The organism is Streptomyces sp. NPDC046727, from assembly GCF_040645635.1.
GTDB lineage: Bacteria > Actinomycetota > Actinomycetes > Streptomycetales > Streptomycetaceae > Streptomyces.
The window spans coordinates 18172-32868 of sequence record NZ_JBEYYR010000059.1; the positions used below are offsets into that span (position 1 = coordinate 18172).

A 14697-nucleotide genomic window follows, 5' to 3' on the forward strand; every position below is an offset into this window, starting at 1 on the left:
AGCAAGTCCGCCCTCCGGATGGATTCGCCCGCGCACGCCGACACGAAATCGTCGTTCCGTCCTGGTAGTCGACAGAAAGGAACGGCCATCGTGCGCAGAGGACGCTTGGCGCCCTTGCTCGCCGTGGGGGTCACGGCAACGCTCGTCCCCCTTCTCGCCCCGGCGCAGGCATCCGCGGCGGAACCGCTGAAGAGGTTCGAGAACCAGAGACCCGCGTGGCACAGATGCGACGCGTCGGAGCCCGCCGCGTTCCAGTGCGCGACGATCAAGGTCCCGCTCGACTACGGCCGCCCCGACTCCAAGACCGTCAAGCTGGCCGTCTCCCGCATCAAGACCAGCGTCCCGGGCAAGCGGCACGGCGCGCTCCTCTTCAACCCCGGTGGTCCGGGCGGCGAGGGCCTGGACATGCCGCTCATGATGAAGGACGTGCTGCCCAAGAACGTCCGTGAGCGGTACGACCTCATCGGGTTCGACCCGCGGGGTGTCGGTCGCAGCAGCCCGGTCACGTGCGGTCTCACGGACACCGAGCAGAACATGGAACACCCCTACCGGGCGGAGACGTTCGGCAAGAACGTCAAGTGGGCCCGGACCGTCGCCGACAAGTGCCGTGCCGCGAACGGCGACCGGCTTCGGTACATCACCACCCGCAACACCGCCCGCGACATGGACGTCGTCCGCGCCGTGCTGGGCGAGAAGAAGATCTCCTACCTGGGCTACTCCTACGGCACCTACCTGGGCGCCGTCTACGCGCAGATGTTCCCCGAGCGGACCGACCGCTTCGTACTGGACAGCGCGGTCGACCCCGCACGCGTCTGGCGCGGCATGATCCAGATCTGGGCGGAGGGCTCCGAGCCGGCGTTCACCCGCTGGACGAAGTGGACCGCGCAGCGCCACCGCACCTACAAGCTCGGCGACACCCCGGCCAAGGTGAAGAAGACCTTCTGGGACCTGATCGCCCGGGCCGACCGCACTCCCATCGACGACGGTGGCCAGAAGCTCACCGGTGACGACATCCGTGCCATGCTGCGCGCGGCGTTCTTCAGCCCCAAGGACGCGGCCGAGGCGGTCGTCGACCTCAAGAAGGCCGCCGGCGGCCATGCGACCCCGCACCGTTCCGCCACACCGGACGACCACCAGGGACCGCGCCGGTCCCCGGCCTGGGCCGCGCAGCCGCCCGCCGACAACGGCTCCGCCTCCTTCTGGGCCGTGGTCTGCGGCGACACCGCGGCGTGGCCGCGTGACCCCGAGCAGTACCGGCGTGACGCGATCCGGGACAAGGCCAAGTACCCGCTCTACGGCGACTTCGGCTCCAACGTCATGCCCTGCGCGTTCTGGGACCAGCCGGCCGAGCCCGTCACCGCGGTGGACAACAAGGTCGGGCTGCTCACCGTCCAGAACCAGTGGGACTCGCAGACGCCCCTGGCCAGCGGTCTCGGCATGCACCGGGCCCTGAAGGGCTCGCGCATGGTGTACGTCAAGGGCGGCGAGGGCCACGGCGTCTACTCCGGAGACCCGCGCGCCTGCGCCGACCGCACCGTCAACGCCTACCTGAGCAACGGAAAGCTCCCGGCGCAGGACGTCACCTGCAAGCCGTCCGGCAGCCAGGGCTCCGGCGTGGCCCGGCCCCTCGTCCCGACGCCACGGCCCACGCCGGGAGCGCCCCGCTTCTGACGTGCCCTTCCGATCCCTGGAACGCGTGCCGTCCTCAGCCAGCACTTCCCGCCGAGGACGGCACGCGCACCGGCGTCGGCGCAGCGGGGTTCACTCGCCGCCCGCATCGGGGCGGGACTCATAGCGCACGCTGTGGAAACGGCCGTCCTCCTCATGCCCGGCAGGGTCACCGCCGAGCGCCCGTACCGCCTCGATCGCGAACTGTCGCTCCCGCTCGTCGGTGAAGAGCCGCTGGGGATAGGTGCGGGAGGCATCGAGGGTGGTGCGCAGTCCGTGCGCGGCCAGTGTCCGGACGATCGGCTGGTACGACACCGTTCGCAGCACGAAGGCGCTGACCCATACCGGTCTGCGGGCACCGTCCAGCAGTGCCGTGAACGTGCGGGCGGTGATGTAGCTGCCGCCGCCGGTCAGCGTGATCAGGCCGACCTCGGCGAGCGCGCGGCTCAGCGCGGGACCGGGGGAGCGCCGTTCCAGGTCGTCGGTGAAGGCGGCGTCCAGGAGCCCCACGTCCAGCGCGTAGTGCACGGCCGGTGCCGAGACGTCCAGGCCGAACACCGGCACCGCGTCCGGCCGGCGCCGCTCGGCGTAGAACACCTCGTCCCGTGCCGCCAGTTCCGCCGTCGACATCGTCAGGCAGGCGGGGGAGGTGTACCGCTCGTACATCTCCGCCAGCGTCACGTCATGGTTGAGCAGCGCCGCGTTGATCCCGTAGGAGCAGCACAGGTCCAGCACCGCCGGCCGGTCGGAGCGGCCGTCGTCCAGGGCGGCCCGTTCGGCGGCGACCTGCCGGAAGACCGGCTGGGCGTGGTGCGGGATCTCGTACTCCAGCGGGGCCAGCCGGCCGAAGTACGCGCGGGGGTCCGGCCGGTCGTAGATGTCGTCGAACCGTGCCTTCCCGCCCGCCACGTCCTCGGTACCGCCCACGCCCGACCCGGCCATGCCGTACTCCTCCTCGCAGAACGCCTCTGCACCCATCATGTGCGGCCTTCCACGGCCTGGGGCGTCTCCCACACCTGGGGTCGGCACAGATGCACTCGGTCGCCCCGCTTTCCCCAGGAAAGGCCCGCGGAATACCTGTGCCGCGGCCACCTTCTTGCGGAAAAGGGGAGACCGGAGTGCCGTTCGGCGCGGGACCGATGTGTGAGGTTCACATGGCGCCGTGCGGCCGGGGCGCCCCGGGTGCTCCGGTCACGGTGCGGACGTGGACGCCGTTGTCGCGCAGCCGCCGTATCTCTGCCGCCGGGGCCGCGTCGTCGACGAGCACCAGGTCGAAGTCGGTGAGCGGAGCGAGCGCGTACAGTCCCTGATGGGCGAACTTGGTGTGGTCGATGATCAGTACCCGGCGCGAGGCGGCTGCCATCATCGCCCGCTTGACCTGCACCGTCTCGGGTGACATGTGATAGCAGCGGCCGCCGGTCACCGCGGTGGTGGACATGAACAGCACGTCCGCCCGGAACGCTTCCACGCTCTGTGCCGTGTGCGCGCCCATGAAGGCGTCGTAGGCCGGGAAGTAGGTGCCGCCCAGGGCGATCAGGGCCACGCCGGGTTCGCGGGCCAGCGCCGAGATGGCCGGCAGTGAGTTGCTGATCGCCGTGATGGGCGTGTGGTCCGGCAGATGCCGGACCAGGTTCAGGCAGGTCGTCGAGTCGTCGATCATCACCACCTGTCCGGAGGCGAGTTCCTCGGCGGCGGCGCGCGCCAGCAGCTGTTTCGTCCGCACCATCGTCGTCAGGCGTTCGCTGGTGCTGCCGTGGAACTGCGTCGAGGGCAGACAGCTCGCCCCGCCGCGCACCTTGCGCAGCCACCCCTGCGCCTGGAGGGCGTCCAGGTCGCGGTGGACGGTCATGACGCTCACGCCGAACTCGGTCGCGAGGTCGGCGGTCCGGACGAACCCCCTGCCCGTGACGAGTTCGCGCAGCCGGTTCCGACGCTCCTCCTGGGCGTCCGTCCGGGCGTCCACACCGGCCATGGCAGTCGCTCCCCTTTCAGGCTCCGCGCGGTTCCCTGCCGCACCGGACGGGAACGGGTGAGAAGAGGCTCATGAGAATCCCACACGAACGTAACACCGCGGAGGCGGGCCCTGACCTGGCCCGGACCCGTGCGAGCGGCGCAGGTGTGCGAGGGCGCTCGTGGTCCCGGCCGGTCCGGCGGAGGACTTAACACGACGTGCGGGTCCGGCCGCGGGATAAGTCGCGAGGCTGATTGACGGCCCCCGCGGACACGCGTTCCCCTGATTTCCGCGAGCCGCATGCGGCCGGGCCGTTCGATTCGAGGGGTCCGGTGCGTGTGCGCGGCCTTTGTGGAGGGGCAGGTATTGCGGTCATGTCGGTTCTCACCATCGATGTCGGAACCTCGGTCATCAAATCCGTGGTGTTCGACGATCAGGGCGAGGAGTTGGGGGTCTCCCGTATCGGCACCGAAGTGCTGCGGCCCCGTCCCGGATGGGCGGAGCAGGACATGGACGCCGTGTGGAACGGGGTCGTCTGCACCGTGCGCGGTGTCCTGTCCCAGCTCGGCCCCGTCAAGGACCCGGTGTGGCTGGTGAGCTTCACGGCACAGGGCGACGGCTGCTGGCTCGTGGACGGCGACGGCCGCCCCACCGGCCCCGCGATCCTGTGGTCCGACGGGCGCGCCGGCGACCTGCTCACCCGCTGGCAGGCCGACGGCGTCCTGGAGCGGGCGTTCCGCCGCAACGGCTCGCTCACCTGCAGCGGCATGCCGAACGCGGTGCTCAGCTGGCTCGCCGAGCACGACCCGCAACGGCTCCGGCGCTCCCGCACCGCGCTGACGGCGGCCGGCTGGCTGTTCCTGAAGTTCACCGGCGTCACCGCCGTCGACGAGTCCGACGCCTCGGCGCCCTTCCTCGACCACACCACCGGCGGCTACGACCCGGTGATCCTCGACCTCTTCGGCATGCGGTGGGCCGAACCGCTGCTGCCCCGGATCCTCGGCGAGCACGAGCGCATCGCCGAGATCACCCACCACACCGCCGCCGAACTCGGCCTGCCCGCCGGGCTGCCCGTCGTCATGGCCCCCTACGACATCGCCGCCACCGCCCGCGGCGCCGGAGCCGTCAGCCCCGGACAGGCCTGCGCCATCCTCGGCACCACGCTGTGCGCCGAGATCGTCACCCGGGCGCCGGACACCGGGGGAGAGCCGTGCGGCATCAACATCGCCTACCGCGGTCGCGAACGCATCCTGCGCGCCTTCCCCACCCTCTCCGGCACCGAGGTCCTCGACTGGGCCTGCCGCACCCTGTCCGTCGAAAGCCCCGCGCACCTCGGCAGGCTCGCCTTCGGCAGCGAGCCGGGCGCGGGCGGACTGGCCTTCCTGCCGTACCTCTCACCCGCCGGCGAGCGCGCCCCGTTCCTCGATCCGCACGCCCGCGGCGCCTTCTGGGGCCTGTCCCTCGACCACACCCCCGCCCATGTCGCCCGCGCCGTCTTCGAGGGCCTGTCCCTCGTCGTCCGCGACTGCCTGACCGCGGCCGGGACCGACGTCCACGAACTGCGCCTGTGCGGCGGCGGATCCGCCAGCGACGCCTGGTGCGGGCTCATCGCGGACGTCACCGGCGTGCCGACGGCCCGCGCCGCCGACACGGAGCTGGGCGCCAAGGGCGCGTTCCTGACCGGGCTCGTCCTCGCCGGGGCCGAGAGCAGCATGCACAGCGCCGCCGCCAAGTACGTCCGTATGCGCTCGACCTGGGAACCGGACGCCGAACGCGCCGCGTTCTACGACGGGCTCCACGACAGCTGCGTCACCTGGCGCGACGCCGCCCGCTCCCTCGGCTGGGCACCCGCGCCCGCTGTCTCCCCCGCCCGTACCCCCAAGGCCCCGCATGCCTGACGCGCTGTCACCCGAGGCGGTCCACATCGGACTCGACCTCGGCACCCAGAGCGCCCGCGCGGTCGCCGTGGACGGCACCGGCCGGCTGCTGCGGGCCGCCTCCCGCCCGCTGACCGGCCGCCGTGCCGGCGTACGCCACGAGCAGGACCCCGAGCAGTGGTGGTCCGCGCTCGCCGCCGCCTGCCGTGAGGCCCTGACCGGCATCGACCCGTCCCGGGTACGGGCCCTGGCCGTGGACGCCACCTCCGGGACCGTGCTGCTGACCGACGCCGCGGGCGTCCCCCTCACCCCCGGGCTGATGTACGACGACCGCCGGGCCGACGCCCACGCCGAGCGCGTCAACACGCACGGCGCCCAGGTGTGGGAGAGGCTCGGCTACCGCGCCATGCAGCCGTCCTGGGCGCTGCCCAAACTGCTCTGGCTGCTGGACGACCTGCCCGGGAGCCCGCCGGCGGGCACCCGCCTGCTCCACCAGGCCGATCTGATCACCTGGCGGCTGGCCGGACACCAGGTCGCGAGCGATACCAGCCACGCCCTGAAGACCGGCTACGACCTGATCGCCGAGCGGTGGCCCACGGCCGAACTCGACGCGCTCGGCGTCCCGGGCGCACTGCTCCCCGACGTCGTACGACCCGGGACGGTCCTCGGCACGGTCTGCGCCGCTGCCGCCGGCGCGACCGGTATCCCCGCCGGCACCCTCATCACCGCGGGCATGACCGACGGCTGCGCGGCGCAGATCGGAGCCGGGGCGCTCACGCCCGGCGCCTGGAACTCCGTACTGGGTACCACCCTGGTGTTCAAGGGGGCGAGTCCGCACCTCGTCCGCGATCCCGGCGGCGTGGTCTACTGCCACCGCGGCCCCGGCGGCACCTGGCTGCCCGGCGGCGCCTCCAGCAGCGGCGCCGGCATCCTCGCCCAGCGGTTCCCCGGCGCCCGCCCCGCCGACCTCGACGCGCTGACCGAACGGGCCGCCGCGACCGGCTCCACCGCTGTCGTCTACCCGCTGGTGGGCTCGGGCGGCGAGCGCTTCCCGTTCCGTGCCCCCGACGCCGAGTCCTTCGTCCTCGGCGAGCCCTCGGGCGACGCGGAGGAGTTCCACGCCTGCCTGCTGGGCGTGGCGCTGCTCGAACGGCTCTGCTTCGACTACCTCGACCACCTCGGCGCTCCCGTCGACGGTCCGCTCACGTTCACCGGCGGCGGCGCCCGCAACCGCTACTGGTCGCAGCTGCGCGCCGACGTGCTCGGCCGCCCCGTCCGGCTGCCGGAGCAGGCCGAGAGCGCCGTCGGCATGGCGGTGCTCGCCGCCACCGCCTCGGGTGCCACGCTGGAGGAGGCCGCGGGAGCCATGGTGCACCTGCGCGAGGAACTCCGTCCCGACCCCGCCCGCACCGCCCGTCTGCTCCCCGTCTACCTCGCATTCGTCGACGCGCTGGTCCACCGCGGCCTGCTGGCACCTGCCGTGGCCGGCCACGCGCGCGGAAAGGCCGGACAGTGACCGACTTCGTCCTCGTACGCCATGGGGAGACCGTCTGGCACGCGGAGAACCGCTACGCGGGCCGCACCGACGTGCCGCTCACCGAGCTGGGCCACCGGCAGGCAGCCGAGCTGGGAGCCTGGGCCGCCGGGCAGCGCCTGGACGCCGTGCTCTGCTCACCGCTGTCCCGCGCCCGGCTGACCGCCGAGCCCGCGGCGACCGCGCTCGGCCTCGCCCCCTGGGTCGACGAGCGCCTGTACGAGCTGGACTTCGGCCGCGGCGACGGTCTCACCCGCGCCGAGATGGCCGAGGCGTTCCCCGAGGCCCTCGCCGCCTTCCTCGCCGACCCGGTCGCCCACCACCTGCCCGGCGGGGAGGACCCCGCGGCGGCGGCGGACCGCGCGGTCGACTGCCTGGAGGAGGCCGCGGACAAGCTCCCCGCCGGGCGCGTCCTCGTCGTGGCCCACTCCACCCTGCTGCGCCTGGTGCTGTGCAGACTGCTCGGCATTCCCCTCGCGCGCTACCGCCAGGTCTTCCCCGCACTGCACAACGGCGCGCTGACCGAACTGCGGCTGCGCGGCGGCCAGGCGTCCCTGCTCCGCCTCAACGCACCCGTTCGCTGATCCTTCGCTCTTCGGGAGAACCACCGTGCCCACCACCGTCCTCGCCGCCGGCGACCACTTCGTCCTTCCCGGGCTGCTCGAACAGGAACTGCGCGCCGCCACGTCCGCCGGCCCCGACCTGGTCGTCCGGCAGCTCCGACTGCCCTGGCCGCACACCCCGTTCGGCAAGGTCGCCGAGGTCGACGAGGCGTCCGGAACCGAGGAGGAGATCATCGAGGCGCTGCGCGGCGTACGGATCTGCGTCACCCAGATGGCCCCCCTCACCGAGCGGGTGCTGGCCGCCTGCCCCGATCTGGAGCTGTTCTGCGTCAGCCGGGGTGGACCGGTCAACGCCAACCTGGAGGCCGCCACCCGCCATGGCGTCGCCGTCTGCTACGCCCCGGGCCGCAACGCCGTCGCCACCGCGGAGCACGCCCTCGCGCTCATCCTGGCCGCCGCCCGCGGGATCGGCGACGTCCACGCCGACCTGAAGCAGGGCACCTGGCGCGGCGACCACTACGACTACACCCGCTGCGGCGTCGAGATCGACGGCTCGGTCGTGGGCCTGGTCGGCTTCGGCGCCATCGGCTCGCGCGTCGCCCGCGTCCTGACCGCCATGGGGGCCACGGTCCTCGTCCACGACCCCTACGTGCGACCGGAGACGGTGCGGGGCGTCGCACAACTCGTGCCCCTGGACGAGTTGCTGGGCCGCTCCCGGATCGTCTCCCTGCACGCCCGGGTGACGGACGAGACCCGCGGCATGATCGGGCGGGCCCAGATCGAGGCCATGCCGAAGGGCTCCGTCCTCGTCAACTGCGCCCGCGGCGCCCTGGTCGACTACGACGCGGTGTGCGACGCGCTCGACGCAGGGCATCTGGCAGCCGCCGGGTTCGACGTGTTCCCCGTCGAACCCGTACCGGCCGGCTCGCGCCTGCTGTCCACTGCGCATGTCGTCCTCACCCCGCACATCGCCGGCGCGAGCCGCGAGGTCGCCCACAAGGCCGCCCGGATCGTCGCCGCCGAGGCGGACCGCTTCCTCCGCGGCGAGCCGCTGGCCCACTGCGCCAACCCCGAGGTCCTGGGAAGCTGACAGGGCGCCCTTGCCGAAAGGGCGCCCTCCGCAGTCGGCCGGTGCGGGCTCAGTGCCCGGCGGACCCCTCCGGGCGCGCGTGGCGCGGCAGGAGGAACGCGAGCAGGAAGGTCAGGGCGAGCATGCCGTCGACGATCCACAGCACCGTCTGCATGACCGAGCCGAATCCGCTCCGGAAGGCCGACTGCGTGGTGTCCTGCAGCGCGGCGGGTATCCGGGCCGCGGCCTGCGACGAGGTCACGGCGGACCGGGTGTCCTTCTCCAGACGCGCGCAGGAGGCCGGGGTCGCGGCGGGGTCCTTGGCGACGGCGCGGTCCGAGGCGCACTTGCGCAGGTCCGCCACGACGCGGTCCTGGACGGCGGGAGCGACGTGCGCGGCGGCCAACTGCCCCCGCAGGCCGTCCGAGTGGTCGTCGACGGCGGTGGCGATGCCGCCGCCCACCAGACCGAAGAAGACGGTGCCGAGGAGGGCCACGCCGAAGGCGCCGCCGAGCTGCTGTATCGCGGTCATCGTGCCGGACGCCGAGCCTGTCTCGTGGTCCTCGACACTGGCGAGCACGATGTCGAAGAACGGCGCCATGAGCAGGCCCATCCCGATGCCGGTGACGAGCAGGGACGGCAGGAGCTGCCAGGGTCCGACGCCGCCCCCCACCATGTCGAGGGTCAGCCACACACCGAACACGCCGAGCGCCATGACCAGGGTGCCCGCCTGCAGTACGGCCCGTCCGAACCGGGCGACACCCTGGGCGAGCCCGAAGCCGACGATCATGCCGCCGGACCAGGGCACCATCACCAGTCCCGCCTTGAGGGGCGAGTAGCCGAGGCCGATCTGGGTGTAGAGGTTGAAGACCAGCATGAAGCCCTGCATGGTCGAGAAGAAGACCAGCCCGAGGGTCATGCCGCCGCTGAACCCACGCTTGCGGAAGAGGCTCGGGATGACCAGCGGGTCCCGGCCGGCCTTGCTGATCCGCGACTCGTACCTGCCGAAGGCGACGAACACGACGACGGAGGCGGCCATCATCACGAACGTCCACACGGGCCAGTCGTACTCACGGCCCTGGACCAGCGGGAAGATGATGAGCAGCGCGGCCAGCGAGACCAGGAGCATGCCGGGGATGTCGAGGCGCGGCTTGTCGGCGGACGTGCTCCTCGGCAGGTAGCGCACGGCACCGAGGAGGGCCGCGGCACCCAGCGGCAGGTTGATCAGGAAGATCATCCGCCAGCCCGTGCCGAAGTAGTCGGCGTCCACGAGCCAGCCCGCCAGGATCGGCCCGCACACCGCGGACAGTCCCATGACCGGGCCGAACAGGCCGAAGGCCTTCTGCGACTCCTTCGGCGGGAACATCTCCTTGATCATGCCGAGGCCCTGCGGCAGCATCACCGCGCCGAACAGCCCCTGTATGACGCGAGCGCCGATCAGCATCCCGGGCGACACGGCCAGCGCGCACAGCAGCGAGCCCACGGTGAAGCCGGCGGCTCCCACGAGGAACATCCGGCGGCGGCCGTGAATGTCCCCGAGGCGGCCCCCGGTGACGAGCCCGACGGCCATCGAGAGGGTGTACGCGGCGGCGAGCCACTGCAGGGTGGAGGCGCCGCCGCCGAGGTCGGCCCGTATGGAGGGGCCGGCGATGTTCGTGACGACGGCGTCGAGGAGGTCCATCACCTCGGCCGCGAGGATCACGAAGAGAGCAACCCAGCGCCACCGGTAGGGCGCGGGCGAGTCGGTGGGCGTCTCGGTGGACGCGACACCGGTGGTGGCCATCGGAAACTCCTCGCAGAAGCAGAAGGGCACGCCGCGATGAGGACCGCGAGTGCGGGAGAACAGTGTTCACCTTAGCAGAACACTGTTCTCAAGGTGAACGGCGTTCTTCGAACGAACGGTGTTCATCAAGATATAGCGCAATCGCGAGGCTAGGACAAGCTATATCGCGATGGTGCCGCTGGGTGAACGTCGCTCGCCCGAGGAGAACACTGTTCTCCCGACGCCTAGACTGTCCTCATGAGCGACGCGGCAGCCGACAACCCCACGCCCCCTCCGCCCTCACCCTGGGACCGCGAGCGCCCCACGCGCGCCCGCGCCGCCTCCGCGCGGGCACCCCTGTCACGCGAACGGGTCGTCGAGGCCGCCTACACCGTGCTGGACCGCCAGGGGCTCGACGGGATGTCGATGCGCCAGGTGGCGGCCGAACTGGACGTCACGGTCTCCGCCCTCTACGCCCACGTCAGCTCCAAGGACGACCTCCTGGAACTGATGTACACACGTCTCTTCGAGGGCTACAAGATGCCCGCGCCCGACCCTGAGCGATGGCAGGAGCAGGTGCGGGACTTCGCACGGACCGGGCGGCGACACCTGCTGGCCCACCGGGACATGGCCAGGATCTCCATGGCGCACGTCCCCTTCACCGCCGAACTGCTTCCGCATGTGGAGGCCTTGCTCGCCATCTTCCGCACCGCCGGTCTGCCCGACCGTATCGCCGCCGAGGCCGGTGACCTCATCTCCACCTACATCGACGGGTTCGTCCTGGAGGAGGGCATGTGGCAGGACCGGGCCGCGCCGCACGAAGGTGACGATTCCTCGCTGGCCCGCCCCGACTGGAGCGAGATGGCCGGCGAGATGCAGAACTACTTCGCGTCCCTGCCCGCCACGGACTTTCCCCACCTGCGCGCCCTGGCCGGGCTGATGGTGACGGACTCCGACGAGCGCTTCGAGATCGGCCTGGAGATCATCCTGCGCGGCCTGGCGAGCTATCTTCCGGACTCGGCGGCAGCGGGGAGCCCGGACACCGGCCAGTCTTAGGAGCGATGGAGCAGCCGTAGATCAGCAGGCGCACCGTCAGGGGGTCGCAGGGCGGACCCCCTGACGTCGGTCGGCGTCGGCGCCCTCCAACAGCCCTTTCGGTGCAGCCGGGTCCCTGACATTCGCGATCTCGGTGACGACATCGACGGCCACAACCCAACGCTGTCCCGGCCGCCCGAACGAAACCGCCCCTGCCGGCGTCGGTCTACTGTGAAGAACTACACGCTTGATCGTTGCGCTGTGTTGGGGGCCGTCGCGGCGATGGCCGTACTGACGGGATGTTCGGGGCTCGCCGGGGTGAAGACCGTCACGAGGAACGACGCGATCACCCGACCGGTCACCGTGAGCGGTGACGGTCGCACCCTCGCTGTCATGACGGAGTCGGGTGGCTGCGACGAGCTGCCGCGCCTCCGGGTGTCCGAGACTTCCCAGGGTGTCTCCGTCACCGTGCGGGTCGTCACCCGGACGGGACGGGATGTCGCCTGCCCGGCCGTGGCCCTCCTCGGCCCGGCCTGCGCGACCCTGCGCACCCCCCTCGGATCGAGAACCGTGACCGACGGGACGACCGGCCGTCGGGTGCCGGTCCGGAAGGAGGACGGCGCCAGGACCGCCGAGATGTCCACTTGCAAGCAGGAGAAGCACGAGAAGCAAGGCAACAAGGACAACTGACGGCTGCGGCACGGGAGGGAATCGGCCGGACCCGTGCCGCTCCGCCGTCGTCCCTCCGGTTGCGGTGCGGGGCCGGGCCGGGAGTGTGAGTGCGGCCAGGAAGGCGAGGACGGCCCCTACGGCGAAGAAGTAGAAGCCCCAGGGGTCGATGCCGGAGGCTGAGCCGAGGGCGGTGCCCCGGACGGCGGCCGGGTAGAGGAGCTGGGTGACGGCCGTGGGGACGGGGTAGCCGGCGTCGTTCATGAGCCTGGGCAGCCAGGTGTTGAGGCCGTACACCAGCAGCAGGCCCATGAACGAGGCGACCGCGCGCACGAAGACGGAACCACTGCACGGCCGCGACGACCAGTCCGGCGGCACCAGGACGGTGAAGACCGAGAACAGCACGACCGAACCGATGAGGAGCAGGCGCCGGCCGAGCCGGTCGGCCAGCACCGCGCCGATGGCGACGCCGACCGGCGACAGCGTGACGACGGTGGTCGCGTCCCCCGCCGTCATGCCGAGGTGATGGGTCCTGAGCAGGGTCCGGATGGCGGCGCCGAGGACGACGAGGTCGTAGCCCTCGACGGGACGGCCGGTCGTCTGTGCGTAGCCGTCGGCCATGCCCACGACGGCGCCCTCGTGCAGGCCCAGGACACAACGGAGTCGACGGAGCGGTCCGCCAGGGCGCCGACTTCGAACCCGCGACCATGGCGGGCCGCCTCACCCTCGCCCTGTCCGACCTCGGCGAAGTGACCCTCCCGCCAGGAGCGGACCGACCTGATGGGCGAGCGGGTCAGCCCGGCGCAACTGCCGCCGACCGTAGCCCCGTAGGCGGGCGCGGCCACGGAGCACGGGCGGTCGTCGGATCCGGGAGGGGCCGTCGTACCGAGGCCGTCAGCCGGCGGGATCGAGGACGACCTGCAGCTCCGCCAGGCCCCGGAAGGCCGGGAACGGCACCTCCAGCCAGCGGGGCTCGCCGGCGGGGTCGGCCAGGGCCATCCGGGGAAACCGGTCGAACAGCCGGGTGAGCGCCAGCTGCGTCTCCATCCGGGCCAGCGGGGCGCCCAGGCAGTAGTGGCTGCCGTGCCCGAACCCCAGATGCGCGTCCTGCGCGTTGCCCGGCCGCATCACGTCCAGCTCGTCCGGGGCGTCGAACTTCCGCGGATCGCGGTTGGCCGAACTGATCGCGATCTGGACCAGGGCGCCCTTGGGGATCAGGGTCCCGCAGTACTCCACGTCCTCGGTCGCGTAGCGGAACGTCGCGGACTCGACGGAACCGTCGTAGCGCACCAGTTCCTCCACCGCCGCGCGGATCCGGTCCGGGTTCTCCCGTACGGCGCGCAGCTGCGCGGGATGGGACAGGAGCTGGTGGACGGCGTTGCCGATGAGGTACGCGGTCGTCTTGTGACCGGCGAACATCAGCAGGAACGCCGTGGAGACCAGCTCGTTCTCGGTGAGCGCGTCGTCGTTGTCCCGGACCGAGGTGAGCGCGCTGAGCAGGTCGTCACCCGGCCGTTCCCGCTTGGCCCTGATGAGCTCCGTGAAGTACGCGTGCAGGTCCTCCTCCGCCTTCTGCTGGGCCCGCTTGAACTCCTCGCCGAAACCGGTCTGCGCCACCGTGGTGGACAGGTGCTGCAGCCGCGACCGGTCCGTCGGCGGCACGCCGAGCAGATCGCAGATCACGATGATCGGCAGCGGGAACGCGAACGCGGGCAGCAGGTCGAACCGCTCCCGGGACGGGCACGCGTCGAGCAGGTCCTGGACGATCTCCTCGATCCGCGGCCGCAGGGCCTCCACCCGTCGCGGGGTGAACGCGGAGTTGACCAGCCGGCGCAGCCGGGTGTGCTTGGGCGCGTCGGAGTTGAGCATGTTGTCGTCCAGCGCGACGGACGAGTCACCGAAGATCCTCCGGTAGGCGTCCATCGCCCCGTACATGTCCTTGCTCAACCGGGGGTCCGACAGGGCGGCCCGCGCGTCCTCGTACCGGGTGATCAGGTACGTCTCGTTGCCGTGCGGCGGTCTCATGGGGCAGACCGGCGCCTCGTCCCGGAGGTGGGCGTAGACGGGGTGCGGATCCCGCCGGAACTCCGGGGTGCACCGCTCGGCGGCGGTGACGGCGTCTTGCGTGGTGGTCACGGACGACTCCTGAGGTCGAAGACAGCCTGGGCGTTGTCGCCGAGAATGCGCTGCTGGGCCGCCTTGTCGACCGGCAGCTTCTCGATCATGCGGATGAAGTCCTCCAGCGGAGCGGCCATCGGAGGCGAGTCGGTGCCGAACAGCATCCGCTCGGGCCCCAGCACCTCCGCGTTCAGGCTCAGATGCGCCGCGCTGAACGGGCTCGTGTCGACGTACATGCGCTGGAGCGCGGCGGCAGGGTCGGCGGCCGGTTCCATGGCCGGCGGCTTCGACGCGGAAGGCCGCCCGGTGGCCGGCTCCATGGCGGCCGGTGGTGCGGAGGCCGCGCCGGGCGGCCCGGAGGGCGGCGCGCCCCCGGCCCAATGCCGGGGCCCGCCGCCCTTATCACCGCGGGATCGTCCGTGGGCCCTCTGAGGGTCTCGGAGCGGGTCAG

General features: G+C 72.0%; 12 protein-coding genes. 6 read left to right on the top strand and 6 right to left on the bottom strand.

The window, feature by feature from the left end:
* Nucleotides 1–90 precede the first annotated feature (90 nt).
* A complete protein-coding gene (locus ABZ937_RS40825; RefSeq protein ID WP_361700204.1) occupies nt 91–1671 on the top strand; it encodes an alpha/beta hydrolase in 1581 nt (526 codons plus the stop codon).
* A 90-nt stretch (nt 1672–1761) separates the two neighbouring features.
* On the opposite strand, the gene ABZ937_RS40830 is transcribed toward ABZ937_RS40825, so the two are convergent.
* Together ABZ937_RS40830 and ABZ937_RS40835 are read right to left on the bottom strand one after the other, a co-directional pair.
* Complete coding sequence (locus tag ABZ937_RS40830; protein WP_361700207.1) at nt 1762–2649, bottom strand: hypothetical protein; 888 nt, start codon at nt 2647–2649, stop codon at nt 1762–1764.
* Between the two features lie 169 nt (nt 2650–2818).
* Nucleotides 2819–3640 carry a DeoR/GlpR family DNA-binding transcription regulator gene (locus ABZ937_RS40835; protein ID WP_361700209.1) on the bottom strand — a complete coding sequence of 274 codons (822 nt, stop codon included), beginning with the start codon at nt 3638–3640 and terminating at the stop codon, nt 2819–2821.
* A 353-nt stretch (nt 3641–3993) separates the two neighbouring features.
* Here ABZ937_RS40835 and ABZ937_RS40840 point away from each other — a divergent pair, with 353 nt between their 5' ends.
* From ABZ937_RS40840 to ABZ937_RS40855, 4 genes are read left to right on the top strand one after another with little or no spacing between them, the layout of a single operon-like run.
* Nucleotides 3994–5517: an FGGY-family carbohydrate kinase gene (locus ABZ937_RS40840; protein WP_361700211.1), complete on the top strand. Its 1524-nt coding sequence runs from the start codon at nt 3994–3996 to the stop codon at nt 5515–5517.
* A complete protein-coding gene (locus ABZ937_RS40845; protein WP_361700214.1) occupies nt 5510–7012 on the top strand; it encodes an FGGY family carbohydrate kinase in 1503 nt (500 codons plus the stop codon). Before ABZ937_RS40840 ends, ABZ937_RS40845 begins: the two co-directional genes overlap by 8 nt.
* On the top strand, nt 7009–7614 hold the full coding sequence (locus tag ABZ937_RS40850) for a histidine phosphatase family protein (protein ID WP_361700217.1): 606 nt from the start codon (nt 7009–7011) through the stop codon (nt 7612–7614). The genes ABZ937_RS40845 and ABZ937_RS40850 overlap by 4 nt, the downstream gene beginning before the upstream one ends.
* Nucleotides 7615–7639: 25 nt before the next feature.
* The gene (locus tag ABZ937_RS40855; protein WP_361700219.1) at nt 7640–8683 is read left to right on the top strand and encodes a 2-hydroxyacid dehydrogenase; all 1044 of its coding nucleotides are present in this window, start codon (nt 7640–7642) and stop codon (nt 8681–8683) included.
* A 49-nt stretch (nt 8684–8732) separates the two neighbouring features.
* Here ABZ937_RS40855 and ABZ937_RS40860 read toward each other — a convergent pair whose 3' ends face one another.
* Nucleotides 8733–10445, bottom strand: a complete 1713-nt coding sequence (locus ABZ937_RS40860; RefSeq protein ID WP_361700221.1) for an MFS transporter — start codon at nt 10443–10445, stop codon at nt 8733–8735.
* Nucleotides 10446–10682: 237 nt separating this feature from the next.
* On the opposite strand from ABZ937_RS40860, the gene ABZ937_RS40865 reads away from it, so the two are divergent.
* Nucleotides 10683–11480 carry a TetR/AcrR family transcriptional regulator gene (locus tag ABZ937_RS40865; RefSeq protein WP_361700223.1) on the top strand — a complete coding sequence of 266 codons (798 nt, stop codon included), beginning with the start codon at nt 10683–10685 and terminating at the stop codon, nt 11478–11480.
* A 36-nt stretch (nt 11481–11516) separates the two neighbouring features.
* Here the strand turns inward: ABZ937_RS40865 and ABZ937_RS40870 are convergent, their stop codons facing one another.
* The 3 genes from ABZ937_RS40870 to ABZ937_RS40880 form a co-directional block, all read right to left on the bottom strand.
* A complete protein-coding gene (locus ABZ937_RS40870) occupies nt 11517–12749 on the bottom strand; it encodes a hypothetical protein (RefSeq protein ID WP_361700226.1) in 1233 nt (410 codons plus the stop codon).
* Between the two features lie 273 nt (nt 12750–13022).
* Complete coding sequence (locus ABZ937_RS40875) at nt 13023–14264, bottom strand: cytochrome P450 (protein ID WP_361700229.1); 1242 nt, start codon at nt 14262–14264, stop codon at nt 13023–13025.
* Complete coding sequence (locus tag ABZ937_RS40880) at nt 14261–14566, bottom strand: amidohydrolase family protein (protein WP_361700231.1); 306 nt, start codon at nt 14564–14566, stop codon at nt 14261–14263. The genes ABZ937_RS40875 and ABZ937_RS40880 overlap by 4 nt, the downstream gene beginning before the upstream one ends.
* Nucleotides 14567–14697 lie beyond the last annotated feature (131 nt).

Coding starts and splice junctions, on each gene's coding strand:
- ABZ937_RS40865 (WP_361700223.1), top strand. CDS start 10,683: ATGAGCGACGCGGCAGCCGACAACCCCACGCCCCCTCCGCCCTCACCC.
- ABZ937_RS40880 (WP_361700231.1), bottom strand. CDS start 14,566: ATGGAGCCGGCCACCGGGCGGCCTTCCGCGTCGAAGCCGCCGGCCATG.
- ABZ937_RS40830 (WP_361700207.1), bottom strand. CDS start 2,649: ATGATGGGTGCAGAGGCGTTCTGCGAGGAGGAGTACGGCATGGCCGGG.
- ABZ937_RS40870 (WP_361700226.1), bottom strand. CDS start 12,749: ATGGCCGACGGCTACGCACAGACGACCGGCCGTCCCGTCGAGGGCTAC.
- ABZ937_RS40835 (WP_361700209.1), bottom strand. CDS start 3,640: ATGGCCGGTGTGGACGCCCGGACGGACGCCCAGGAGGAGCGTCGGAAC.
- ABZ937_RS40840 (WP_361700211.1), top strand. CDS start 3,994: ATGTCGGTTCTCACCATCGATGTCGGAACCTCGGTCATCAAATCCGTG.
- ABZ937_RS40860 (WP_361700221.1), bottom strand. CDS start 10,445: ATGGCCACCACCGGTGTCGCGTCCACCGAGACGCCCACCGACTCGCCC.
- ABZ937_RS40845 (WP_361700214.1), top strand. CDS start 5,510: ATGCCTGACGCGCTGTCACCCGAGGCGGTCCACATCGGACTCGACCTC.